Genomic DNA, 21,200 nt, shown 5'->3' with positions numbered 1-21,200 from the left:
CGGCCCGCATAGGATCTTCTGCCATGGCTCGGATCATCGTCGTCGGCGCAGGTATGAGCGGCCTGGCGGCCGCGTCCCGGTTGGGCACGCTGGGGCACCGGGTGACGGTGTGCGAGGCGACCGGGACGTTCGGCGGGATGGTCGGGGGGTACCGGCGGGACGGGTTCGGGTTCGACACCGGGCCGGGCCTGCTCGCGCTGCCCGCGGTCTACCGGGACCTGGCGCTGAAGACCGGTCGGGAGCCGCTGGAGCAGCTGGTGGGGCTGCGGCCGGTGGAGCCGGAGAGCCGGCACGTGTTCGCGGACGGCACCGGGCTGGTGCTGCCGAACGCCTCCCGCGGTGGCGTCGGCCAGGCACTGGACGCGGCCTTCGGCCCGGGTGCCGGCGAGCGCTGGGGCGCGGTGCTGAACCGCGGCCGCACGGTGTGGGAGGCGACCCGCCGTCCGCTGCTGGAGGAGCCCCGTCCGGCCGTCGACCCGGCCGACCCGTACCCGGCGCCGCCGCGTCGCGGCCTGGCCCGCCTGCGGTCGCGCTCCGGCTACACGCTGGGCGAGGTGGCGGCCGGCGAGCTGGGCGGCGTCCCGGGCCTCACGGCGCTGCTCGGCGAGTACGCGCTGCGCCACGGCCTGCACCCGGCGCTGTCCCCCGCCTCGGCGACGGTGCTGCCGTACATGGAGCAGTCCTTCGGCGTGTGGTCCGTGGACGGCGGGCTGCGGGCGCTGGCGGAGGCGGTGTTCGCGCGGTGCGAGCGGCGCGGGGTGGAGTTCCGGTTCGACACCCCGGTGCGCGGGCTGGAGCTGGCGGACGGCCGGGTCGCCGGGGTGCGCACCGACGACGGGGTGCTGCCCGCCGACGCGGTGCTCTCCGCGGTGCCGGGCCTGGGCGTGGAGCCGCCGGCCGAGCCCGCACCGGGCCGGTTCACCGTGCTGCTGGCACTGGACGGCGCCCGCCCGCCGGGCACCGCGCACCGCACCGTGCTGCACGCCGCGGACGGCGCGGCCGAGGCCCGGGCGGTGTTCGCCGAGCGGACGCTGCCGGCCCGGCCGACCGTGCAGGTGCTGCGCCCGGACGATCCGGCGCTGGTGCCGGGCCCGGACACCGAGGCGGTCACCCTGACCGTCACCGTCCCGGCCGACCTCCCGCTCACGGACGCCGCCCGGGAGGCGTACGCCGACCAGCTGCTCGCGCACCTCGCCGACGGCGGTCTGGAGCTGCGCGACCGGCTGCGCTGGCGGGAGACCCGGGTGACCGGATCGGTGCCGCCGCCCTCGCTGGCCGGCGGCCGCCTGGCGCAGGCCAACGAGTCGGCGGTGCCGGGCCTCTACCGGATCGGCGGGCACGCCCATCCGGGCGGCGGGCTGGCCCGGGTCGGGATGTCCGCGTCGATCACCGCGGGCCTGCTCGGCCCGGCCTGACGGATCGTCAGACCTGCTGCTGGTAGCCCCAGTTCTGCTGCTGGTGGTCCTGCTGGCGGTACTCCTGCTGCTGGTACTCCTGCTGGGGGCCGGGCTGCTGCGGGATGTACGGCTGCTGCTGGTACTGCTGGTACCCGTACTGCTGCTGGTAGTACGGGTCCTGGTAGACCGGCTGGCCGTACTGGTCGTAGCCGTAGACCTGCGGCTGGGCCCACTGCTCCTGATACTGCTGCTGGTACTGCTGGTACGCGTACTGCTGCTGGTAGTACTGCTCCTCCGCGAGCTGCTGTTCCAGGGACTGCTGTTCGGCGGCCGGCTGGTAGGCGGCGGGGTCCTCGGTGTACACGCCGGTCGCGTCGAGTTCCTGGAACTCCTCGTAGGCGTAGCCCTGTTCGGCGTCCAGGTCGTCCTCCTCGATCGGGCCGACCTCACCGACCGCGGGGACGTGCACCGCCGCGGGGGCGACCGCCGCGCCGCCGGTGGCGGCGGCCAGCAGCGGGACCCTGGCGAGCGGGCCGGGGAGGCTGCCGTCGGGCCGGCGCAGCGACCAGCCGACCGGCCGGCCGCGCTTGACCGAGAGGGTCACCAGGGTCTGGCCGAGTGCGAAGCCGACCGCGCCCGCGCCGATCAGCGGGACGGAGCCGAGCGTCATGCCCGCCACCACGCCGAGGAAGCCGGCCAGGGCGAGCGCCCGCCAGTGCAGCGCGGCGCGGTTCTGCAGCAGCAGTTCGGCGGTGAGCCAGAGCGCGACCAGCGCCAACGCGCCTTGCAGGATCAGGTGTCCGATGCCCATCCCGCAACCTCCAGATCGCCACCGAGCCGCGCGGTTGCGGGCGACTGTACCGCCTCCGGGCGAACAGCACCGCATCCCGGGCGCCACCCGGGCTCAGCGGCTGTGCAGGCCGAGGTTCTGGTAGATCTCCAGCGTGGAGGTGGAGTGGTTCAGGGTGATGAAGTGCAGCCCGGGGGCGCCTTCCGCGAGCAGCCGCTCGGACATCGCGGTGGCGTGCTCCAGACCGACCGCGCGGACCGCCGCCGGGTCGTCGGCGACCGCCTCGAAGCGGCGCTGCAGCTCGGCCGGGAACGGCGAGCCGGACAGCTGCGGGAAGCGCACCAGCTGGCGGATGTTGGTGACCGGCATGATCTCCGGGATGATCGGCGTCTCGCAGCCTGCGGCGGCCACCCGGTCGCGCAGGCGCAGGTAGTCCTCCGGCTCGAAGAACATCTGGGTGATCGCGTAGTCCGCGCCGGCCCGGCACTTGGCGACGAAGTGCCGGATGTCCTCGTCCCAGTTCTCCGATCGCGGGTGCATCTGCGGGAAGGCGGCCACGCCGACGCAGAAGTCCCCGATGCCCTTGATCAGTTCGACCAGCTCGTAGGCGTAGCTGACGCCCTCGGGGTGCCGCACCCACTCGCCCATCGGGTCGCCGGGCGGGTCGCCGCGCACCGCGAGCACGTTGCGCACGCCCTCGTCGGCGTACTGGCCGATGATGTTGCGCAGTTCGGCGACCGAGTGGTCGACGGCGGTCAGGTGGGCGACCGGGGTGAGGGTGGTCTCGGTGGCGATCCGGCCGACCATGTTGACCGTGCGGCCGCGGGACGAGCCGCCGGCGCCGTAGGTCATGCAGACGAAGTTCGGGGCCAGCGACTCGACCCGGCGGATCGCGTCCCAGAGCTTGCGCTCGCCCTCCTCGCCGCGCGGCGGCATGAACTCGAAGGAGAACGAGCGGTCGCCTGCCGCCAGCAGGTCGCGCACGGTCTGTGCGCGGTCGCTTCTGGTGGAGGGAATCCCGAGTGCCATGCAGGCAGGTTAGCCGTCCGCGACGCGCCGCGGACAAACCGCGTCCACGAGTTGAGACGGGTGTTGAGACTCCTCGACCACCCCCGCGGTGACCTGCGCCGACGGTCCGCGACGGGCCGCGCGACCGGGTCACCCGATTGCGCGCGTTAGTCTGACTGTCAGCCGATCTATCCGGAGTTTCAGGTGCCCACCTCCATCCGTCTGCCCCGCAACCCCGTCGAAGCGGAGGACGTGCGGACACGCGTCAACGCCGCGCTCGCCGCGTTCATGGCCGAGCGGACGGCGCTGCTCTCCGGCATCTCCGACCAGCTCGGGCCGGTCGCCGACGCGCTGCGCGACTTCCTGCTGGACGGCGGCAAGCGGCTGCGCCCGGCGTTCTGCTACTGGGGCTGGCGGGCGGCCGGCGGCGCCGAGGACGAGCCCGGCATCGAGCAGGCCGCCGCCGCGCTGGAGCTGCTGCAGGCCAGCGCCCTGGTGCACGACGACCTGATGGACCGCAGCGACACCCGCCGCGGCCTGCCCTCGATCCACCGCCGCTTCGAGCAGCTGCACCGCACCAGCGGCTGGCGCGGCGACCGCGAGCAGTACGGCGCCTCGGCCGCGGTGCTCCTCGGCGACCTGCTGCTGATCTGGTGCGACGAGCTGTTCCAGCGCTCGGGGCTGCCGGCCACCGCGGTCGCCGCCGCCAAGCCGGCCTTCGACCTGATGCGCACCGAGGTGATGCTCGGCCAGTACCTGGACGTGCTGGAGCCGGTGGCCGGCGACTCCGCCGACGCCGACGCGCTGGCCCGCGCACAGACCGTGCTGCACTACAAGTCCGCGAAGTACACCATCGAACGGCCGCTCCAGGTCGGCGCGTTGCTGGCCGGCGCCGGACCGGACCTGGTCGAGGCACTCGGCGCGTTCGGGCTGCCGCTCGGCGAGGCCTTCCAGCTCCGCGACGACCTGCTCGGCGTCTTCGGCGACCCCGCGGTCACCGGCAAGCCGGCCGGTGACGACCTCCGCGAGGGCAAGCGCACCCTGCTGATCGCCCACGCGATGCGCACGCTCTGCCCCGCCGACGCGCACCGCCTCGACACCCGGCTCGGCGCGCCCGACCTCACCCCCGAGGAGATCGCCGACCTGCGCGAGCTGATCGCCGCCAGTGGGGCCCCCGCCGTGGTCGAGGCCCGCATCGACCACCTCATGGACACCGCCCTCGCCGCGCTGGACGCGGCACCGCTGGCCACCGGACCGGCCCGCGAGGTGCTGGCGGCGCTGGCCGACGCCGCGACCGTCCGCAAGTACTGACCGGGAGCGCCCGCCCCGGAAACGTGACGGGACCCGGGAGCGGTATCCAGCGTCCCGGGCCCCTGAGGTGCCACCCAATTGCTCTGCACCGGCACGTTTAAGGCCGGGGATCAATCTCACAACGTCGTGCTTTGCCATTGAAGCTACCGCGCCGCGTAGAGGCGCAGGCGGGAGTCGAACCCGCATCCGACGTTCTCGGTCCCCGTCCGGTCGATCCGGCGCTCGGCGGCGAATGCTGAGACTTGAGCGAGAGTCTGAGTTTCAGGGGGATGCCTCTGCCGTGTTGGGCCACCCCGGCGCGTGGTGCCGGGGGGAGGACTCGAACCTCCACCTGTTCCCCGTTGTCAGCTTCAACCTCAGTGTCAGCTTGCGCTCTTCGCGCCACCCCCGGTCTCACCCGGGGGCGATCATGGGGCTACCCGAACAGGTAGCCGAACACCGCGTCGCCGACCCGCCGGTCGTCGACCTCGGCGCCGTTCGCCTCCTCGCGGGCGTACTGCACGGCCTGCTGCAGCTTCTCCACCCGCTCCAGCAGCTCGTTCACCCGCCGGGCCGGCAGCGCGCCGGAGAACTTCACGGTCGTCCAGTACCCGATCGCGACGTCCTCGTAGTACACCTCGACCTGCGCCGGGTGCTTCTCCGTCGCCTCGGCTTTCACGTGGTTGCGCGGCACCTTCTTGGTGCGGATGGTGCGCACCGCCTCGGTCTTCCACGCGTCGGTGGACGGGTCGTGGTTCCACGCCTCGGCGGCGTCCAGCACCGGCAGCTTGCGGACGAAGGTCCGCAGGTCGGTCAACTGCTTCTCCAGGAACAGCAGGTACGTCACCGGCGCGGCCGCCACCAGCGTCCGCCCGTCGACCACCACGTCCCCCCGGGCCTCGGTGTTGGCCCAGTCCTTGGTCGCCGTGACGTCGAACAGCCGGGTCAGCGTCGCCGCGGTCGCCCGCAGCACGTCCTCCGCCTTCACCTGCACCCGCGTGGACTCCGGCGGCAGCTGCTCGCCCTCCTCGTCCTTGGGCTGGTACGTCCGGGAGATGCCCGCCAGCAACGCGGGCTTCTGCAGGTCCTGGTGCGCCTGCGTCAGCTCCTGGAACGACTTCGACTTGACGCCCTTTTCGACGGCGATGATCTGGTTCAACTTGGCCACGCCCGGACGCTACCAACACGCCTGTTCGACCGTCACCCGCTTTTCCGAACCCGCGAGTTGACGCGGAACGGGCCGGGGGCGAAGCGTCCCCGGCCCGCACGGCGGAGCGGTCAGCGCAGGCGCGCGGCGAGTTCGGCGGCGGCGGCGGCCGGGTCCTCGGCGGCGGTGAGGGCGCGGACCACGACGATGCGGGTGGCGCCGGCGGCCAGGACCTCGTCCAGGTTGCCGAGGTGGATGCCGCCGATGGCGAACCAGGGGCGCGCGGAGCCGGCGGCGGCCGCGTAGCGGACCAGGTCCAGCCCGGGGGCGTGCCGGCCGGGCTTGGTCGGGGTGGGCCAGACCGGGCCGGTGCAGAAGTAGTCGACGCCCGGCTCGGTGAGCGCGGTGTCCACCTCCGCCTCGGCGTGGCAGGACCGGCCGATCAGCACGTCCTCGCCGAGGATCCGCCGGGCGACGGGCACCGGGAGGTCGTCCTGGCCGAGGTGGAGGACGTCCGGCCGGGCGCCGAAGGCGACGTCCGCGCGGTCGTTGACGGCGAGCAGCTTGCCGTGGCGGCGCGCCGCGTCGGCGAAGACCTCCAGGTACTCCAGCTCCTGCCGGGCCTCCAGCGACTTGTCGCGCAGCTGCACGACGTCGACGCCGCCGGCCAGCACGGCGTCCAGGAAGTCCGCCAGGTCGCCCTGCTCGCGCCGGGCGTCCGTGCACAGGTACAGCCGTGCGTCGGCCAGCTGCTGACGGGCCGTCACAGGGCCATGGCCTGGGCGCGGCGCTTGACCTCGGTGCCGCGGTTCTCCCGCAGCGCCTGGATCGGGCTGCCCGGCAGCGACGGGTCCTCGGTGAACATCCACTCGAGGATCTCCTGGTCGGAGAAGCCGCAGTCGCGGAGCACGGTCAGGGTGCCGACCAGGTGCTTGACCGGGCCGTCGTCCTCGATGAAGTCGGCCGGGACCTGAAGGGAGTTGTTCTCACCCCGGCGCACGGCCAGCAGGGTGCGGTTCCGCACCATGTCGCGTACCTCGGTGATCACCACACCCCACCGCTCCGAGATGTCGGGCAGGTAGAGCCACGCGGGGACCAGGGCGTCAATCTTCGGATCAATCTCGCTCACGACACCCAGCCTACCCACGCGCTACCGGGTTGCCGCCTTGAGCTGGACGGCCGGGTCCGCGGCGAGCGCCGGGTCGAGCACCGCGCCGCGGTCGATCAGGCGGCGGGCCTGGGCCAGGTCGCGCGGCCGGTCGACGGCGAGCATCGCGACCAGGACGCCGTCGCGCAGCCAGAGCACCGACCACTCCCGCTCGGACGGCGAGCCGCGCCACAGCAGGTGGTCGGCGCCCGCGTGCCGGCCCGCGTACTGGACCATGCGGCCGAACTGCTCGGACCAGAAGTACGGGACGGGGTCGTACGGGCCGTCCGCCGTGCCGAGCAGCCGGCCCGCGACCGCGCCGCCGGAGTGCATCGCGTGGTCCCAGTGCTGGACGGCGAGCCGGGCGCCGAACCGGGCGGAGGGGTAGGAGACGCAGTCGCCGGCCGCCCAGACGCCGGGCAGCGCGGTGCGCAGGCGGTCGTCGACCGGGATCGAGCCGTCCGGGTCGAGGGCGAGCGGGCCGTCGGCGAGCCAGCCGGTGGCGGGGCGGGCGCCGATGCCGACCACCACCTCGTCCGCGGGCAGGTGGGTACCGTCGGCGAGCAGCACCCCGCCGTCGGCGGCGCCCGCGACGCCCGCGCCGCAGCGCAGGTCGACGTCGGCGGCGGCGTACCAGTCGGCCATCAGCGCGCCGAGCTCGGCCGGCAGCGCGCCCGCGAGCGGGGTCGCCGCGGCCTCCACCACCGTGACGTGGCAGCCGAGTTGGCGGGCGACGGTGGCGGTCTCGGCGCCGATCCAGCCGGCCCCGACCAGCACGATCCGCTTGCCGGGGGTGAGCGCGGCGCGCAGCGCGAGGGCGTCGTCGACGGTGCGCAGCGTCCGGGCGTCGGGCAGCCCGGGCAGCGTCCGGGGGTCGGCGCCGGTGGCGATCACCAGCGCGCCGTACGGGAGTTCGCCGCGGTCGGTGTGCAGCACCCCGGCGTTCAGGCCGGTGGCCCGGTGGCCGGTGAGCACCTCGACGTCGAGGGCGGGCCAGTCGAGGTCGAAGACGGTGGAGTCGGCCTTGCCGAGCAGGACGTCCTTGGAGAGCGGCGGCCGGTCGTACGGCAGGTGCCGCTCCGCGCCGAGCAGGGTCACCGCACCCTCCCAGCCGCCCTGTCGCAGGCCCAGCGCGACCTGCGCGCCCGCCATGCCCGCCCCGACCACGACCACCCGGTCCGTTGCCCTCAACTCAGCCATGCCGTCCACAGTAGCGAGCCGTCCTCGAGCGTCCGCCCTTCGAATGTGCTTACAGCTCCGGCCGCGCCCGGCGTTATGGTGGGTGCACACCTCATCACGGGAGCCCGGAGCACCGGGCTGAGAGGCGGGCTGACGCGGCCTGCGACCGTCCGAACCTGATCCGGGTCATGCCGGCGAAGGGAGAAGAAGCCGCTGTGGCACATTCCGACGTGCTGGTGGTCGGCGGGGGCGTCATCGGCCTCGGCGTCGCCTGGCGCACCGCGCAGCGCGGCCTGTCGGTCGCGCTGGTCGACCCCGCCCCGGGCGGCGGCGCGGCGCAGGTCGCCGCGGGCATGCTCGCCCCGGTGACCGAGCTGCAGTACGGCGAGGAGCCGCTGCTGCGCCTGGGCATGGCCTCCAACGAGCGCTACGCCGCCTTCACCGCCGAGCTCACCGAACTCACCGGCCTGGACACCGGCTACCGGCAGACCGGCACGCTGGCCGTCGCCCTGGACGCCGACGACCGCGCCGAACTGCGCGAACTGCACGCCTTCCACCAGCGCCTGGGCCTGGCCTCCGAGTGGCTGACCGGCCGGGAGTGCCGCCGGCTGGAGCCGATGCTGGCCCCCGGGGTGCGCGGCGGGCTGCACGTCGCCGACGACCACCAGGTGGACGGCCGCCGGCTGGCCCGCGCCCTGGTCGCCGCCGCCGAGCGGCTCGGCGTGGTCCTCCACCGCGCCGAGGCCGCCGAGCTGCTGGTCGCCGACGGCCGCGCCACCGGCGTCCGGCTGTCGACCGGCGAGCGGCTGACGGCCGGGCGGACCGTCCTCGCGGCCGGCTCCCGCAGCCACCTGCTGCCCGGGCTGCCGGACGGGGTGCTGCCCGCGATCCGGCCGGTCAAGGGCCAGGTGCTTCGCCTGCGCGTGCCACCGGCGTACCGGCCGTTCCTGTCCCGCAACGTCCGCGCCGTGGTGCGCGGCCAGCATCTGTACCTGGTGCCGCGCGCCGACGGCGAGGTGGTGATCGGCGCGACCACCGAGGAGCTGGGCCACGACACCACGGTCACCGCCGGCGGCGTCTACGAGCTGCTCCGCGACGCCCACGAACTCGTCCCCGGCATCACCGAGCTGCCGCTCGTCGAGACGGGCGCGGGCCTGCGCCCGGGCTCCCCCGACAACGCCCCGCTGCTCGGCCCGACCGCGCTGCCGGGCCTGGCCGCCGCCACCGGGCACTACCGCAACGGCGTGCTGCTCACCCCGGTCACCGCCGACCTGCTCGCCGACTACCTCGCCACCGGTGAAGTCCCCGCGCTGGCCGCCGACTTCGCCCCCGACCGCTTCACGACCAAGGTCTCCGCATGAACCAGATCGCCCTGACCGTCAACGGCGCCCCGCGCACCCTGCCCGCCGCCGTCACCCTCGACACGGTGGTCGCCGAACTCTCGGCCGCCAACACCGGCGTCGCCGCCGCCGTCAACGAGGCCGTGGTGCCCCGCAGTTCGTGGTCCGCCACGGCGCTGCGCGACGGCGACCGGGTCGAGATCCTCACCGCCGTCCAGGGAGGCTGACCGATGGCCGACGACCTCCTCACCATCGCCGACACCACCTTCACCTCCCGCCTGATCATGGGCACCGGCGGCGCCCCCAGCCTGGACGTCCTGGAACAGGCCCTGAAGGTCTCCGGCACCGAGCTGACCACCGTGGCGATGCGCCGGGTCGACACCGCGACCCAGGGCTCGGTCCTGGAGGTGCTGGCCCGCAACGGGATCCGGGTGCTGCCGAACACCGCGGGCTGCTACACCGCCGGCGAGGCCGTGCTGACCGCCCGACTGGCCCGCGAGGCGCTCGGCACCGACTGGGTGAAGCTGGAGGTGATCGCCGACGAGCGGACCCTGCTGCCCGACCCGATCGAACTGCTGGACGCCGCCGAGACGCTGGTCGACGACGGCTTCACCGTCCTGCCGTACACCAACGACGACCCGGTGCTGGCCCGGAAGCTGGAGGACGTCGGCTGTGCGGCGATCATGCCGCTGGGCTCGCCGATCGGCTCCGGCCTCGGCATCCGCAACCCGCACAACTTCCAGCTGATCACCGAGTCCGCGGGCGTCCCGGTGATCCTCGACGCCGGCGCCGGCACCGCCTCCGACGCCGCCCTGGCCATGGAACTCGGCTGCTCCGCCGTGATGCTGGCCTCCGCCGTCACCCGCGCCCAGGACCCGGTCCTGATGGCCGACGCCATGCGCCGCGCGGTCGAGGCCGGCCGGCTGGCCCACCGCGCCGGCCGCATCCCGCGCCGCTACCACGCCGAGGCGTCCTCCCCGACGGCGGGCCTGGCGGACCTGGACACCCGGGAGCGGCCCGCGTTCTAGGGTCTGCCACCGAACCCGGGGGCGGGCGATGTGCACCCTTCGTCGCCCTCCTCCCCCTACACTCCTCGGGTGGACATGCCCCTCAACGACCCCCTGATCGGGGCGCTGCTCGACGGACGGTACCGGGTCGAGCAGCTGGTCGCCGTCGGCGGGATGTCCACGGTGTACCGCGGGACCGACACCCGGCTGGACCGGACCGTGGCGCTGAAGGTGATGCAGCCGTCGCTGGTCGGCGACGCCGCCTTCACCGCGCGGTTCATCCGCGAGGCCAAGGCGGTCGCCCGGCTCGCCCACCCCAACGTGGTGAACGTGCTCGACCAGGGCGCGGACGCCCGGGCCGTGTTCATGGCGCTGGAGTACGTCCCCGGCCGCAACCTGCGCGACGTGCTGCGCGACCGCGGCGCGCTCTCCGTCCGCGCGGCGCTCGACATCCTGGAGCCCGTGCTGGCGGCGCTCGGCGCGGCCCACCGCGCCGACCTGGTGCACCGGGACGTCAAGCCGGAGAACGTGCTGATCACCGACACCGGCCTGGTCAAGGTCGCCGACTTCGGCCTGGTCCGGATCCTCACCGGCCAGGACGCCGCGCCGTCCACCGAACCGAACCAGCTGCTGGGCACCGTCTCCTACCTGGCGCCGGAGCTGATCAGCCGTGAGGTGGCGCCGGACCAGCGGGTCGACGTCTACGCGGCGGGCATCCTGCTGTACGAGATGCTGACCGGCGCGAAGCCCCACACCGGCCTGAACGCCGGCGAGGTGCTGTACCGCCACCTGCACGAGGACGTCCCGCCGCCGTCCCGGACCGCCCCGGCGGTCGGCCCGGAGCTGGACGCGATAGTGGCCGCCGCCACCGCCCGCGACCCGCAGCGCCGGCCGTGGGACGCCGTGGAGCTGCTGGCCGCGCTGCAGCGGGCCCGCCGCGCGCTCGGCCCGGCGCAGCTGAACGCCGAGCCGCCGGCCTCCACCCGCCCGACGCCCCGGTACAACCCGGGCGAGGTCACCGCGGTGATCGGCGCCGTGCCGCCCGACGGCCTGGAGCGCACCAGCGTGCTGGAGGTGCCGCCGCAGCTGCTGCCGCCGGTCCGCCCGGTGCACGACGAACCGCCGGCCCGCCCGTCGCGCCGCCGGCGCAGCCGCAAGCCGCTGGTGTGGGCGGCGGTGGGCGTGGCCGTGGCGCTGCTGGTCACCGGGATCACCTTCACGCTGTCCAGCGCGGTGTACGCGACGGTGCCGAGCGTGCTCGGGCAGAGCCAGGAGCAGGCGACGGCGACGCTGGACGGGCAGGGCCTGCACGGGACCTTCGTGCAGCAGTTCAGCGAGTCGGTGCAGGCCGGGCAGGTGATCGCCACCGAGCCGGGGAACGGGACCCGGATCCGCAAGAGCGACCCGGTGCGGGTGGTGGTCTCGCGCGGCCCCGAGCGGGTGGCGGTGCCGGAGCTGACGGGCCGTCCACTGGTCGACGCCACCCGGGCGCTGACCGACGCGAAGCTGTCGGCGGGCACCGTCCGCGAGCAGTTCAGCGACACCGTGCCGAAGGGCTCGGTGATCGGCGCCGACCCGGTCCCCGGCACCCGGCTGGCCCCCAACGCGCCGGTGGCGCTGACGGTTTCGAAGGGCATGACGCCGGTGCCGGACGTCGGCGGGCTGTCCTGGGACGACGCGTCGAAGGCACTGGAGGCGGCCGGCTTCCAGGCCAAGCTCGGCGGGCTGCTCCCGCTCGGCAAGGTGACCGGCCAGTCCCCGGCGGCGGGCACCCCGCGCCCGCAGGGCTCGGTCGTGACGGTCACCGTCAGCCTGTTCTGACCCGCACCGCCGCGACCCGCTGACGCGGCGTCAGCGCAGCGGGCCGTCGCCGTCCTGCTCCTGGTACGAGTAGCGCTGCTGCTGCCACGGGTCGGCCAGGTTGTGGTAGCCGCGCTCCTCCCAGAAGCCGCGCCGGTCGGCCCGCATGTACTCGACCGCGCGGACCCACTTGGGGCCCTTCCAGGCGTACAGGTGCGGGACCACCAGGCGGACCGGGAAGCCGTGCTCCAGGGTGAGCGGCTCGCCGTTGTGGTGGGTGGCGAAGACGGTGCCCGGGTCGGCGAAGTCGGCGAGCCGCAGGTTGGCGCTGTAGCCGTACTCGGCCCAGACCATCACGTGGGTGACCGAGGGGTCGGGCGGGACCAGGTCCAGCACGGTCTTGCCGGCGACGCCGCCCCACTCGTTGCCGAGCATGGAGAACTTGGTGACGCAGTGGAAGTCGCCGCGGACGGTGACCCGGGGCAGCGCGTGGAAGGCGGCGAAGTCCCAGCTGGTCTTCTCCGCGTCGGCAGTGGCCCCGAAGACCTGGAAGTCCCAGCTCTGCGGCTTGAACCGGGGCACCGGACCGTAGTGCAGCACCGGCCAGCCGCGTTGCGGCTTCTGCCCCGGGGGGAGCCTCGGGTCAGACGGCGGCGGTTGTTCCGGTTGGTGCTGACCCATGCCTCCATGGTGACAGACGGCGGGCGCCTTCCCACGCGCGCCCCCGCCGCACGCCCCCGGGAAATGTCTCCGTCGGGAGGGGGGCAGCGCGCCGCAAATCCGCGCGCGCGTTCGGGTGAGATACCCCCGAACGGCTCAATCAATTCCCCATACCAGCAGGTCAGAGCGGTGCACACGCACGGAAATGCGGTCCGGAAATACCCGCGGTAAGCGTGAACTTACTGGAAGTACACCCGTTCAGGTGCCACGATGCGGGGCAACCGGGCACCCACCGGAATTCGCCGTACAGGAAGGCAGGCCATGCAGGGCGATCCCGAGGTCATCGAGTTCCTCAACGAGCAGCTGACGGCCGAGCTCACCGCCATCAACCAGTACTTCCTGCACGCGAAGATGCAGGAGAACTTCGGCTGGACGAAGCTCGCGAAGTACACCCGGCACGAGTCCTTCGACGAGATGAAGCACGCCGAGGTGCTGACCGACCGGATCCTGTTCCTGGACGGGCTGCCGAACTACCAGCGGCTGTTCCACGTCCGGATCGGACAGACCGTCAAGGAGATGTTCGAGGCGGACCGGCAGATCGAGGTCGAGGCGATCGACCGGCTCAAGCGCGGGATCGTGGTGATGCGCGCCAAGAACGACGTCACCTCGGCGAACATCTTCGAGGACATCCTGGCCGACGAGGAACACCACATCGACTACCTCGACACCCAGCTCGAACTGCTGGAGAAGCTCGGCGACGCGCTCTACATCGCGCAGCTCATCGAGCAGCCGGAGAGCAGCTGACCGCTACCGGGCTACGCGGCCTGCGGGGCGGTGGGCTCGGCCAGACCGATCCGCTGGGCGAGCCGGGCGGTCGGGCAGGGGCGGGCACCGTGCTCACCGAGCAGCGCCTGGATGCGGCGCACGCAGGAGCCGCAGTCGGTGCCGGCCTTGCAGCCGCCGGCTATCTGGCGCGGCGTGGTCGCCCCGGCGTCGATCGCCTGCTTCACCTGGTCCTCGGTGACCGCATGGCACATGCACACGTACATGCGCGGCCCCTTCCAGCTCGTGCGGTTTACTGAGCCTTACCTTACCTGGTGGTCCGGGTACGAAAAAGGCCCCTCCGACTCGGATGTCCCGAATGCGGAGGGGCCTTCGTCACACTGCCGGCCGGTTACTGGCCGCGGTACATCTCGGCGACCAGGAACGCCAGGTCCAGCGACTGGCTGCGGTTGAGGCGCGGGTCGCAGGCGGTCTCGTAGCGCTGGTGCAGGTCGTCGACCAGCACCTCGTCGCCGCCGCCGACGCACTCGGTGACGTCGTCGCCGGTGAGCTCCACGTGGATGCCGCCCGGGTGGGTGCCGAGCGCGCGGTGGACCTCGAAGAAGCCCTTGACCTCGTCCAGGACGTCGTCGAACTTGCGGGTCTTGTGGCCGCTCGACGCCTCGAAGGTGTTGCCGTGCATCGGGTCGGTGATCCACACGACCTGCGCGCCGGAGGCGGTGACCTTCTCCACCAGGGTGGGCAGGTGGTCACGGATCTTGCCCGCGCCCATCCGGGTGATGAAGGTGAGCCGGCCGGGCTCGCGGTCCGGGTCGAGCCGGTCGATCAGGGTGAGCGCGTCGTCGACCGTGGTGGTCGGGCCGAGCTTCACGCCGATCGGGTTGCGGATCTTGGCCGCGAACTCGATGTGCGCGTGGTCGAGCTGACGGGTGCGCTCGCCGATCCACACCATGTGGCCGGAGACGTCGTACAGCTCACCGGTGCGCGAGTCGGTGCGGGTCAGCGCCGTCTCGTAGTCGAGGATCAGCGCCTCGTGCGAGGAGAAGAACTCGACCGTCTTGAACTCCTCGGGGGCCACCCCGCAGGCGTTCATGAAGGCCAGCGCCTGGTCGATCTCCCGGGCCAGCTGCTCGTAGCGCTGCCCCGCCGGGGAGTTGCGCACGAAGTCCTGGTTCCAGGCGTGCACCTGGCGCAGGTCGGCGTAACCGCCGGTGGTGAAGGCGCGCACCAGGTTCAGGGTGGCCGCGGAGGCGTTGTACATCCGCTTGAGGCGCTCGGGGTTCGGGATCCGGGCCTCGGGGGTGAACTCGAAGCCGTTCACCGAGTCGCCGCGGTAGACCGGCAGGGTCACGCCGTCGCGGGTCTCGACGTTCTTCGAACGCGGCTTGGAGTACTGGCCGGCGATCCGGCCGACCTTGACCACCGGGACGGACGCCGCGTACGTGAGCACGGCGGCCATCTGGAGCAGGGTCTTCAGCTTGTTGCGGATCTGGTCGGCCGAGACGGCGTCGAACGCCTCGGCGCAGTCGCCGCCCTGCAGCAGGAACGCCTCACCACGCGCGACGGCGCCGAGCCGGGCGCGCAGCTGGTCACACTCGCCGGCGAAGACGAGGGGCGGATACGAGGCGAGCTCCGCAAGGGTGTTGCGCAGAGCCTCTTGGTCCGGCCATTCAGGCTGCTGCGCCGCGGGCAGGGACTGCCAGGAGTGGTTAGTCACGGTCACGCACCCAAGGCTACGGGGTGTCACAAGCGAATTGGGGCATCCGCCCGCTGGGTGAGACGGGTCGTGGACATCACCCCGCGGCCCCCGGGCATCGGCTATCGTCTGGTCCGTGACCGCGCCGCACACCTTCTCCTGGTGGTGGGCCAGCCCGTTGGGCGGCCCACGGATCGCGCGTCCCTGAGACGACACGACGGCCGCCCTTCGGGGCGGCCGTCGACGTCTGTGTCGAGTGTCACGGCCCTCCCGGAACCGGCGGATACCCCCGCAGCCCACTCCCGGAAGGACCACCCGCAGCCGTGACCACCACCGCCGCCGGCCTGCTCGCCCGGCTCACCGCCCCCGGCGCCCCCGCGTTCGCCCTGCTGCACCGCCGCGCCCCGCGGCTCGCCCCGGACACCGTCGAGCTGCTGCTCGGCGAGGTCGGCGACCACGACACCCTGGCCGACCTCCCGGTACGCCTCGGCGTCCCCGCCGACGGCCCCCGGCACGACCTGCTGGCGCTGGTCCCCTACGCGCAGATCCGCGAGCGCGGCTTCGACGCCCGCCAGGACGGCACCCCGCTGCGGGCGCTGCGGGTCGACGAGCAGTACGCGCTGCCGCTGGCCGACGTGCTGAAGGCGCTGCCCGACGCGCCGGTGGCGCTGCGCGGCGGGGAGTTCGACATCGACGACGAGGAGTACGCCGGGATCGTCCGGCGGGTGATCGACGACGAGATCGGGCGCGGCGAGGGCGCCAACTTCGTGATCCGGCGCGACTTCCACGCCACCCTGGAGGACTTCTCGCCCGCCACCGCGCTGACCCTGTTCCGCCGGCTGCTGGAGCAGGAGCGCGGCGCGTACTGGACCTTCCTGGTGCACACCGGCGACCGGGTGCTGGTCGGCGCCTCCCCGGAGGTCCACGTCCGGCAGTCCGGCGGCACCGTGGTGATGAACCCGATCTCCGGCACCTACCGCTACCCGGCCGGCGGGCCCACCGCCGAGTCGCTGCTGGAGTTCCTGCGCGACCCCAAGGAGCTGGAGGAGCTCACCATGGTGGTCGACGAGGAGCTCAAGATGATGTGCACCGTCGGCGACCTCGGCGGGCAGGTCCTCGGGCCGCGGCTGAAGGAGATGTCGCACCTCGCGCACACCGAGTACGAGCTGCGCGGGCGCACCTCGATGGACGTCCGCGAGGTGCTGAAGGAGACGATGTTCGCCGCCACCGTCACCGGCAGCCCGGTGCAGAACGCCACCCGGGTGATCGACCGGTACGAGCGCGGCGGGCGCGGCTACTACTCCGGGGCGCTCGCCCTGATCGGCCGCTCCGCCAGCGGCGGGCAGCAGTTGGACTCGCCGATCTGCATCCGGGCCGCCGACGTCGACCCGGCGACCGGGGCCCTGGTGGTCCGGGTCGGCGCCACCCTGGTGCGGCACTCCGACCCGCACTCCGAGGTCGCCGAGACCCACGCCAAGGCCGCCGGGGTGCTCTCCGCGATCGGCGCCCGCCCGGCCCGCAGCGGCCAACTCGCCGACGCCCGGCCCCGGTTGGCCGACGACCACCGGGTTCAGGCGGCCCTGGACGCGCGCCGGGCCGGCCTCGCCCCGTTCTGGCTGCGGATGCAGCAGCCCGCCGCCCCGCAGCCGGGGTCGGACACCCTGGTGGTCGACGGCGAGGACACCTTCACCTCGATGCTGGCCCACCTGCTGCGCTCGCTCGGCCACACCGTCACGGTGCTGCGCTACGACACCCCGGCGCTGCGCGAGCGGGTCGCCGCGCACCGCGGCCCGCTGGTCCTCGGCCCCGGACCCGGCGACCCCGCCGACCCGGCCGACCCCAAGATGGCGGTCCTGCGCCCGATCGTCGCCGACGCCCTGGCCGCCGTCCGCACCGGCGAGCGGACCGCCCCGCTGCTCGCGGTCTGCCTCAGCCACCAGCTGCTCTCCGCGCAGCTCGGTCTGCCGTTGGCCCGCAAGGCCGTCCCGTACCAGGGTGCCCAGGAGACCGTCGACCTGTTCGGCGCCCGCCGGACCGTCGGCTTCTACAACACCTTCACCGCCCGCTGCGACGACGACGCCGCCGGGCGGCTGGCCGCCGAGGGCGTCGAGGTGGCCCGCGACCCGCACACCGGGGACGTCCACGCCCTGCGCGGCCCGGGCTTCGCCGCCCTGCAGTTCCACCCCGAGTCGGTGCTGACCCGGGAGGGCGTGCAGATCGTCGCGGACCTGCTGCGCACTGCGGCGGCCGTCCGCGGCTGACCGGTCGGGCCCGGGGCCGGCGCGGCCCCGGGCTCAGCCCAGTTCCTCGTCCAGCCCCTGCTCGATGGCGTACCGGACCAGCTCGACCCGGTTGTGCAACTGCAGCTTGCCGAGGGTGTTCTGGACGTGGTTCTGCACGGTGCGGTGCGAGAGCACCAGCCGGTCGGCGATCTGACGGTACGACAGCCCCTTGGCGACCAGCCGCAGCACCTCGGTCTCGCGCGGGGTGAGCTGCGGTGCCGCGGGAGCCGCGGGGGCGGGCGGTTCGGTGGCCAGGCGGCGGAACTCGCCGAGGACCAGGCCGGCCAGGCCGGGGGTGAAGACCGGGTCGCCGACGGCGGTGCGGCGCACCGCGTCGATCAGCTCCTCGCGGCCGGCGGACTTCACCAGGTAGCCGGTCGCGCCGGACTTCACCGCCTCCAGCACGTCGGCGTGCTCGCCGCTCGCGGAGAGCACCAGCACCCGCACCGCCGGGTCGCCGGCCACCACCCGGCGGCACACCTCGACGCCGGGCAGCGCGGGCAGGTTGAGGTCGAGCACCACCACCTGCGGGGCACTGGCCCGGGCCCGGCGGACCGCCTCCTCGCCGTCGCCGGCGGTCGCGACCACCGCGAACCCCGCCTCGGCGAGGTCCCGGGCGACGCCCTCGCGCCACATCGGGTGGTCGTCCACCACCATCACCCGCACCGGCTGGTCAGCCATCCGTACCCCTCCTCGGCCACCGCAGTTCCACCTCGACGCCCTCGCCGGGCACCGAGTACAGCTCGGCGCTGCCGCCGAGGTCCAGCATCCGGCCGCGGATCGACTGGGAGACGCCGAGCCGCCCGTCGCGCTGCGCCTCGGCCAGCCGGCCGGGCGCCAGACCGGGGCCGTCGTCACGGACCGAGACGGTGACCGCCTCCGGCTCGTCCTCGACCAGGATCCAGGCCCGCGCCGACTCCCCCGCGTGCCGGCGGACGTTGTCGAGGGCGGCGGCCACCGCGGCGGCGAGCTCGGCCGCGACCGCCGCGGGCAGCAGCACCGGGGTGCCGGGCGCGGCCACGGTGACCCGCTCGCCCGCGTGCCGGGAGATCAGCGGGCGCAGGTCCTGCTCCTCGCCGGGCTCGGCCTGTTCGGGCAGCTGAGCCCCCGTCATCAGGGCGCGCAGCGCCCGTTCCTGCTCCCCGGCGAGCCGGCCGAGCTCGGCGCCGTCGCCCTGCTGGCGGTGGACCAGGGCGAGCACCTGCAGCACCCCGTCGTGGATGTCCCGGGAGAGTCGTTCGCGCTCCCGCGTCGCGGCCTCCACCTGCAGCGCGCGGGTGAGCACCGCCTCGCTGGCGCGGGCGAGTTCGATCACGTAGCCGATCGCGCAGCCGGCCACCAGCAGCAGCACGATGTTGTGCAGGTTGTCGGGGGTGATCCCGCCGTGGCCGAAGATGTTGGCCGCGCCGATCACCAGGCCGGCGAAGGCGGCGGGCCGCCAGCCGCCCTTGCCCGCGTAGCCGAGCACCGTGCCGGCGGCCCAGATGGTGGGCAGCGTGGGCGCGCCGCCGTGGATCCGGGCGGGGGTGTCGATGAGGCCGCTCATCACGATGCCGAAGACCGCGAACAGCAGGTCGGTGCCGAGCACCGGCCAGGTGCAGCGCTGCGGTCCGGCGAAGGCCCGGGTGCTGGCCAGCGTCCACAGGGTCAGGGCGCCGAGGTAGATCCAGCCGGAGACCGGGTGCAGGAAGTCGTGGAAGGACGCGAAGTAGCGAAGCACCGCGTAGCCGAGCGCCAGCACCCGGAAGTACCCCATGGCGCGCCACATCGGCAGTTCGACGGACATCCCGCCGGCCGCCACCGCCGAGGCCACCCCCGGCCGCCGCGTCACGCGGCCGCCGGGCGCGGCGACGGGTCTGTGCTCGTTCACCACGCCCCCCTGACGGCCGATCAGGCCCCGGTGTCCTTCTCGGTGCCGCCGTCCTTCTCCGCCTCCGCGGCCTTCTCGGCTTCGGCGGCGGCCTTCTCGGCCTCGGCGGCGGCGGCCTTCTCGGCCTGCTCCGCGGCCTTCTCCGCCTTCTGCTGGGCCTTGCGCTCGGCGTTCTCGGCCTTCTTCTCGTCGGCGAGCTGGCGCTTGGCGGCGGTCGCGTAGATGTCCACGTACTCCTGGCCGGACAGCCGCATGATCTCGTACATCACCTCGTCCGTCACCGAACGCAGGATGAAGCGGTCGTTCTCCATGCCCTGGTAGCGGGAGAAGTCGAGCGGGCGGCCGATCCGGATGCCGGGGCGGACGCCGAAGTTGGGGACCACCTGGCCGGGGGGCTGCACCTTCTCGGTGTCGATCATCGCGACCGGGATCACTGGCGCGCCGGTGGCCAGCGCGACCCGGGCCAGGCCGCCGACCTTGCCGCGGTACAGCTTGCCGTCGGGCGAGCGGGTGCCCTCCGGGTAGACGCCGAACAGCTCGCCGCGCTCGATCACCGCGATGCCGCTGCGGATCGCCGCCTCGCCGGCGCCGCGCGCCCCGGAGCGGTCCACCGGCAGCTGGCCGACGCCCTTGAAGAACGCGGCGGTGAGCCGGCCCTTGATGCCCGGGGTGGTGAAGTACTCGGCCTTCGCGATGAAGGTGACCCGCCGCTTGAGCAGCGCGGGAAGGAAGAAGGAGTCCGAGAAGGACAGGTGGTTGCTGGCGAGGATGGCCGGACCTTCGTCCGGGATGTTGTCCTCGCCCTCCATCCAGGGCCGGAAGAAGATCCGCAGCAGCGGTGCGACGATCATCTTCATCAGTCGGTAGAACAACCGGGGCCTCCTGTTGTGCGGACCGGTCGATCCTAATGCCCCGGCATTGCCGCCCGTGCACCGGCGGGCCGCCCGGAGCGGGCCTCTGTACGGCGCTTCGCCCCCGTGGGACCATCGAGCCACCCTCACCCCGAACCTCCAGGAGACCGTCGATGCCGCTGCTGCCGGGAGCCGAGCCGTTCCGCCGCCAGGGCGGGCCGGTCGGTGTGCTGCTGATCCACGGTTTCACCGGTTCCCCGCAGTCCATGCGCCCCTGGGCGGAACACCTCTCCGAGGCGGGCCTGACCGTCTCCGTCCCGCTGCTCCCCGGCCACGGCACCCGCTGGCAGGACCTGCAGCAGACCCGCTGGGAGGACTGGTACGCCACCGCCGAGGCGGCCTTCGAGGAGCTGGCCGCCGAGTGCGAGCAGGTGTTCGTCTGCGCGCTGTCGATGGGGTGCGCGCTGACCCTGCGGCTGGCCGCCGAACTCGGCGAGCGGATCTCCGGACTGGTGCTCGTCAACCCCTCGGTGCGTTCCGACAACCCCGGGACGGTACTTCTTCCGGTGCTCCGGCACCTGCTGCCGACCCTGCCCGGGGTGGCCGGCGACATCGCGCTGCCGGGCGTCACCGAGGTCGGCTACGACAAGGTCCCGCTGCACGCCGCCTGGTCACTGGCCCGGCTGTGGAAGACCGTTCAGGCGGGAATGCCGAAGGTGGCCCAGCCGGTTCTGCTGTTGCACAGCCCGCAGGACCACGTGGTCTCGCCGCGCAACTCGGCACTGGTGCTCGCCCGGATATCCTCGACCGATGTGACGGAGCTGCTGCTCGACCGCAGCTTCCACGTGGCCACGCTGGACCACGACGCCGGTCTGATCTTCGGGGCGAGCCTCGACTTCGTCCGGCGGCTGGCCCCGGCAGCGGCGGTCGATGCCGGGAACCACTCGGGCTGA

21 protein-coding genes and 1 riboswitch are annotated in these 21,200 nt (G+C 73.6%); of the genes, 9 read left to right on the top strand and 12 right to left on the bottom strand.

Annotated elements, in window-relative coordinates:
- The first annotated feature begins 23 nt into the window (after positions 1-23).
- Complete coding sequence (locus tag AB0K51_RS02850) at positions 24-1,415, top strand: NAD(P)/FAD-dependent oxidoreductase (protein WP_363449762.1); 1,392 nt, start codon at positions 24-26, stop codon at positions 1,413-1,415.
- 7 nt (positions 1,416-1,422) lie between these two features.
- Here AB0K51_RS02850 and AB0K51_RS02845 read toward each other — a convergent pair whose 3' ends face one another.
- Entirely contained in the window at positions 1,423-2,208 is a 786-nt protein-coding gene (locus AB0K51_RS02845) for a hypothetical protein (protein WP_363449760.1), read from the bottom strand.
- 93 nt (positions 2,209-2,301) lie between these two features.
- Positions 2,302-3,216 carry a methylenetetrahydrofolate reductase [NAD(P)H] gene (gene metF / locus AB0K51_RS02840; protein WP_363449758.1) on the bottom strand — a complete coding sequence of 305 codons (915 nt, stop codon included), beginning with the start codon at positions 3,214-3,216 and terminating at the stop codon, positions 2,302-2,304.
- A gap of 183 nt (positions 3,217-3,399) precedes the next feature.
- Between metF and AB0K51_RS02835 the strand changes: the two genes are divergently transcribed.
- The gene (locus AB0K51_RS02835) at positions 3,400-4,506 is read left to right on the top strand and encodes a polyprenyl synthetase family protein (RefSeq protein WP_363449756.1); all 1,107 of its coding nucleotides are present in this window, start codon (positions 3,400-3,402) and stop codon (positions 4,504-4,506) included.
- Between the two features lie 415 nt (positions 4,507-4,921).
- Here AB0K51_RS02835 and AB0K51_RS02830 read toward each other — a convergent pair whose 3' ends face one another.
- The 4 genes from AB0K51_RS02830 to AB0K51_RS02815 all read right to left on the bottom strand — a co-directional run bounded on the left by AB0K51_RS02830 (position 4,922) and on the right by AB0K51_RS02815 (position 7,979).
- Entirely contained in the window at positions 4,922-5,653 is a 732-nt protein-coding gene (locus AB0K51_RS02830) for a hypothetical protein (protein WP_363449754.1), read from the bottom strand.
- Between the two features lie 110 nt (positions 5,654-5,763).
- Positions 5,764-6,399, bottom strand: coding sequence for a thiamine phosphate synthase (thiE, locus tag AB0K51_RS02825; protein ID WP_363449752.1), 636 nt, complete (start codon positions 6,397-6,399; stop codon positions 5,764-5,766).
- A complete protein-coding gene (locus AB0K51_RS02820) occupies positions 6,396-6,761 on the bottom strand; it encodes an Rv2175c family DNA-binding protein (protein ID WP_363449750.1) in 366 nt (121 codons plus the stop codon). The genes thiE and AB0K51_RS02820 overlap by 4 nt, the downstream gene beginning before the upstream one ends.
- Positions 6,762-6,782: 21 nt before the next feature.
- A complete protein-coding gene (locus tag AB0K51_RS02815; RefSeq protein WP_363449748.1) occupies positions 6,783-7,979 on the bottom strand; it encodes an FAD-dependent oxidoreductase in 1,197 nt (398 codons plus the stop codon).
- 86 nt (positions 7,980-8,065) lie between these two features.
- A riboswitch (TPP riboswitch) is annotated at positions 8,066-8,178 on the top strand.
- Between AB0K51_RS02815 and thiO the strand changes: the two genes are divergently transcribed.
- The 4 genes from thiO (at position 8,147) to pknB (ending at position 12,126) form a co-directional block, all read left to right on the top strand.
- Positions 8,147-9,319: a glycine oxidase ThiO gene (thiO, locus tag AB0K51_RS02810; protein WP_363449746.1), complete on the top strand. Its 1,173-nt coding sequence runs from the start codon at positions 8,147-8,149 to the stop codon at positions 9,317-9,319. It overlaps the preceding riboswitch by 32 nt.
- The gene (gene thiS, locus AB0K51_RS02805; RefSeq protein ID WP_363449744.1) at positions 9,316-9,525 is read left to right on the top strand and encodes a sulfur carrier protein ThiS; all 210 of its coding nucleotides are present in this window, start codon (positions 9,316-9,318) and stop codon (positions 9,523-9,525) included. The genes thiO and thiS overlap by 4 nt, the downstream gene beginning before the upstream one ends.
- A gap of 3 nt (positions 9,526-9,528) precedes the next feature.
- Positions 9,529-10,326, top strand: a complete 798-nt coding sequence (locus AB0K51_RS02800) for a thiazole synthase (RefSeq protein WP_363449742.1) — start codon at positions 9,529-9,531, stop codon at positions 10,324-10,326.
- 75 nt (positions 10,327-10,401) lie between these two features.
- Complete coding sequence (gene pknB / locus AB0K51_RS02795) at positions 10,402-12,126, top strand: Stk1 family PASTA domain-containing Ser/Thr kinase (RefSeq protein ID WP_363449836.1); 1,725 nt, start codon at positions 10,402-10,404, stop codon at positions 12,124-12,126.
- Between the two features lie 30 nt (positions 12,127-12,156).
- Here pknB and AB0K51_RS02790 read toward each other — a convergent pair whose 3' ends face one another.
- Positions 12,157-12,786 (bottom strand): sulfite oxidase-like oxidoreductase, encoded by a 630-nt coding sequence (locus tag AB0K51_RS02790; protein ID WP_363449740.1) that lies wholly within the window; start codon positions 12,784-12,786, stop codon positions 12,157-12,159.
- Between the two features lie 300 nt (positions 12,787-13,086).
- On the opposite strand from AB0K51_RS02790, the gene bfr reads away from it, so the two are divergent.
- Positions 13,087-13,569: a bacterioferritin gene (bfr, locus tag AB0K51_RS02785; RefSeq protein WP_363449738.1), complete on the top strand. Its 483-nt coding sequence runs from the start codon at positions 13,087-13,089 to the stop codon at positions 13,567-13,569.
- A gap of 11 nt (positions 13,570-13,580) precedes the next feature.
- Here the strand turns inward: bfr and AB0K51_RS02780 are convergent, their stop codons facing one another.
- The gene (locus AB0K51_RS02780) at positions 13,581-13,814 is read right to left on the bottom strand and encodes a (2Fe-2S)-binding protein (protein ID WP_363449737.1); all 234 of its coding nucleotides are present in this window, start codon (positions 13,812-13,814) and stop codon (positions 13,581-13,583) included.
- 125 nt (positions 13,815-13,939) lie between these two features.
- The gene (locus AB0K51_RS02775) at positions 13,940-15,271 is read right to left on the bottom strand and encodes a class II 3-deoxy-7-phosphoheptulonate synthase (protein WP_363449735.1); all 1,332 of its coding nucleotides are present in this window, start codon (positions 15,269-15,271) and stop codon (positions 13,940-13,942) included.
- A gap of 296 nt (positions 15,272-15,567) precedes the next feature.
- On the opposite strand from AB0K51_RS02775, the gene AB0K51_RS02770 reads away from it, so the two are divergent.
- Positions 15,568-17,505 carry an anthranilate synthase family protein gene (locus AB0K51_RS02770; protein WP_363449733.1) on the top strand — a complete coding sequence of 646 codons (1,938 nt, stop codon included), beginning with the start codon at positions 15,568-15,570 and terminating at the stop codon, positions 17,503-17,505.
- 33 nt (positions 17,506-17,538) lie between these two features.
- Here the strand turns inward: AB0K51_RS02770 and AB0K51_RS02765 are convergent, their stop codons facing one another.
- The 3 genes from AB0K51_RS02765 to AB0K51_RS02755 all read right to left on the bottom strand — a co-directional run bounded on the left by AB0K51_RS02765 (position 17,539) and on the right by AB0K51_RS02755 (position 20,253).
- Positions 17,539-18,207, bottom strand: coding sequence for a response regulator transcription factor (locus tag AB0K51_RS02765; RefSeq protein WP_363449731.1), 669 nt, complete (start codon positions 18,205-18,207; stop codon positions 17,539-17,541).
- Positions 18,200-19,312 carry a DUF5931 domain-containing protein gene (locus tag AB0K51_RS02760; RefSeq protein WP_363449834.1) on the bottom strand — a complete coding sequence of 371 codons (1,113 nt, stop codon included), beginning with the start codon at positions 19,310-19,312 and terminating at the stop codon, positions 18,200-18,202. Before AB0K51_RS02760 ends, AB0K51_RS02765 begins: the two co-directional genes overlap by 8 nt.
- Before the next feature lie 104 nt (positions 19,313-19,416).
- Complete coding sequence (locus AB0K51_RS02755) at positions 19,417-20,253, bottom strand: lysophospholipid acyltransferase family protein (protein WP_363449832.1); 837 nt, start codon at positions 20,251-20,253, stop codon at positions 19,417-19,419.
- Positions 20,254-20,420: 167 nt separating this feature from the next.
- On the opposite strand from AB0K51_RS02755, the gene AB0K51_RS02750 reads away from it, so the two are divergent.
- Positions 20,421-21,200 carry an alpha/beta fold hydrolase gene (locus AB0K51_RS02750; protein ID WP_363449729.1) on the top strand — a complete coding sequence of 260 codons (780 nt, stop codon included), beginning with the start codon at positions 20,421-20,423 and terminating at the stop codon, positions 21,198-21,200.

The organism is Kitasatospora sp. NPDC049285 (assembly GCF_040678815.1).
Lineage (GTDB): Bacteria > Actinomycetota > Actinomycetes > Streptomycetales > Streptomycetaceae > Kitasatospora.
The sequence above is the reverse complement of the archived record's forward strand: the minus strand, read 5'-3'. Positions and strand labels throughout refer to the sequence as shown.

What these genes read in the sequence shown, in the direction of transcription:
- AB0K51_RS02850 (WP_363449762.1), top strand. Translation starts at nt 24, where the DNA reads ATGGCTCGGATCATCGTCGTCGGCGCAGGTATGAGCGGCCTGGCGGCC.
- AB0K51_RS02800 (WP_363449742.1), top strand. Translation starts at nt 9,529, where the DNA reads ATGGCCGACGACCTCCTCACCATCGCCGACACCACCTTCACCTCCCGC.
- metF (WP_363449758.1), bottom strand. Translation starts at nt 3,216, where the DNA reads ATGGCACTCGGGATTCCCTCCACCAGAAGCGACCGCGCACAGACCGTG.
- AB0K51_RS02790 (WP_363449740.1), bottom strand. Translation starts at nt 12,786, where the DNA reads ATGGGTCAGCACCAACCGGAACAACCGCCGCCGTCTGACCCGAGGCTC.
- AB0K51_RS02750 (WP_363449729.1), top strand. Translation starts at nt 20,421, where the DNA reads ATGCCGCTGCTGCCGGGAGCCGAGCCGTTCCGCCGCCAGGGCGGGCCG.
- AB0K51_RS02815 (WP_363449748.1), bottom strand. Translation starts at nt 7,979, where the DNA reads ATGGCTGAGTTGAGGGCAACGGACCGGGTGGTCGTGGTCGGGGCGGGC.
- thiO (WP_363449746.1), top strand. Translation starts at nt 8,147, where the DNA reads ATGCCGGCGAAGGGAGAAGAAGCCGCTGTGGCACATTCCGACGTGCTG.
- AB0K51_RS02755 (WP_363449832.1), bottom strand. Translation starts at nt 20,253, where the DNA reads ATGAAGATGATCGTCGCACCGCTGCTGCGGATCTTCTTCCGGCCCTGG.
- AB0K51_RS02765 (WP_363449731.1), bottom strand. Translation starts at nt 18,207, where the DNA reads ATGGCTGACCAGCCGGTGCGGGTGATGGTGGTGGACGACCACCCGATG.
- AB0K51_RS02845 (WP_363449760.1), bottom strand. Translation starts at nt 2,208, where the DNA reads ATGGGCATCGGACACCTGATCCTGCAAGGCGCGTTGGCGCTGGTCGCG.
- thiS (WP_363449744.1), top strand. Translation starts at nt 9,316, where the DNA reads ATGAACCAGATCGCCCTGACCGTCAACGGCGCCCCGCGCACCCTGCCC.
- AB0K51_RS02760 (WP_363449834.1), bottom strand. Translation starts at nt 19,312, where the DNA reads ATGTCCGTCGAACTGCCGATGTGGCGCGCCATGGGGTACTTCCGGGTG.
- bfr (WP_363449738.1), top strand. Translation starts at nt 13,087, where the DNA reads ATGCAGGGCGATCCCGAGGTCATCGAGTTCCTCAACGAGCAGCTGACG.
- pknB (WP_363449836.1), top strand. Translation starts at nt 10,402, where the DNA reads ATGCCCCTCAACGACCCCCTGATCGGGGCGCTGCTCGACGGACGGTAC.
- AB0K51_RS02780 (WP_363449737.1), bottom strand. Translation starts at nt 13,814, where the DNA reads ATGTACGTGTGCATGTGCCATGCGGTCACCGAGGACCAGGTGAAGCAG.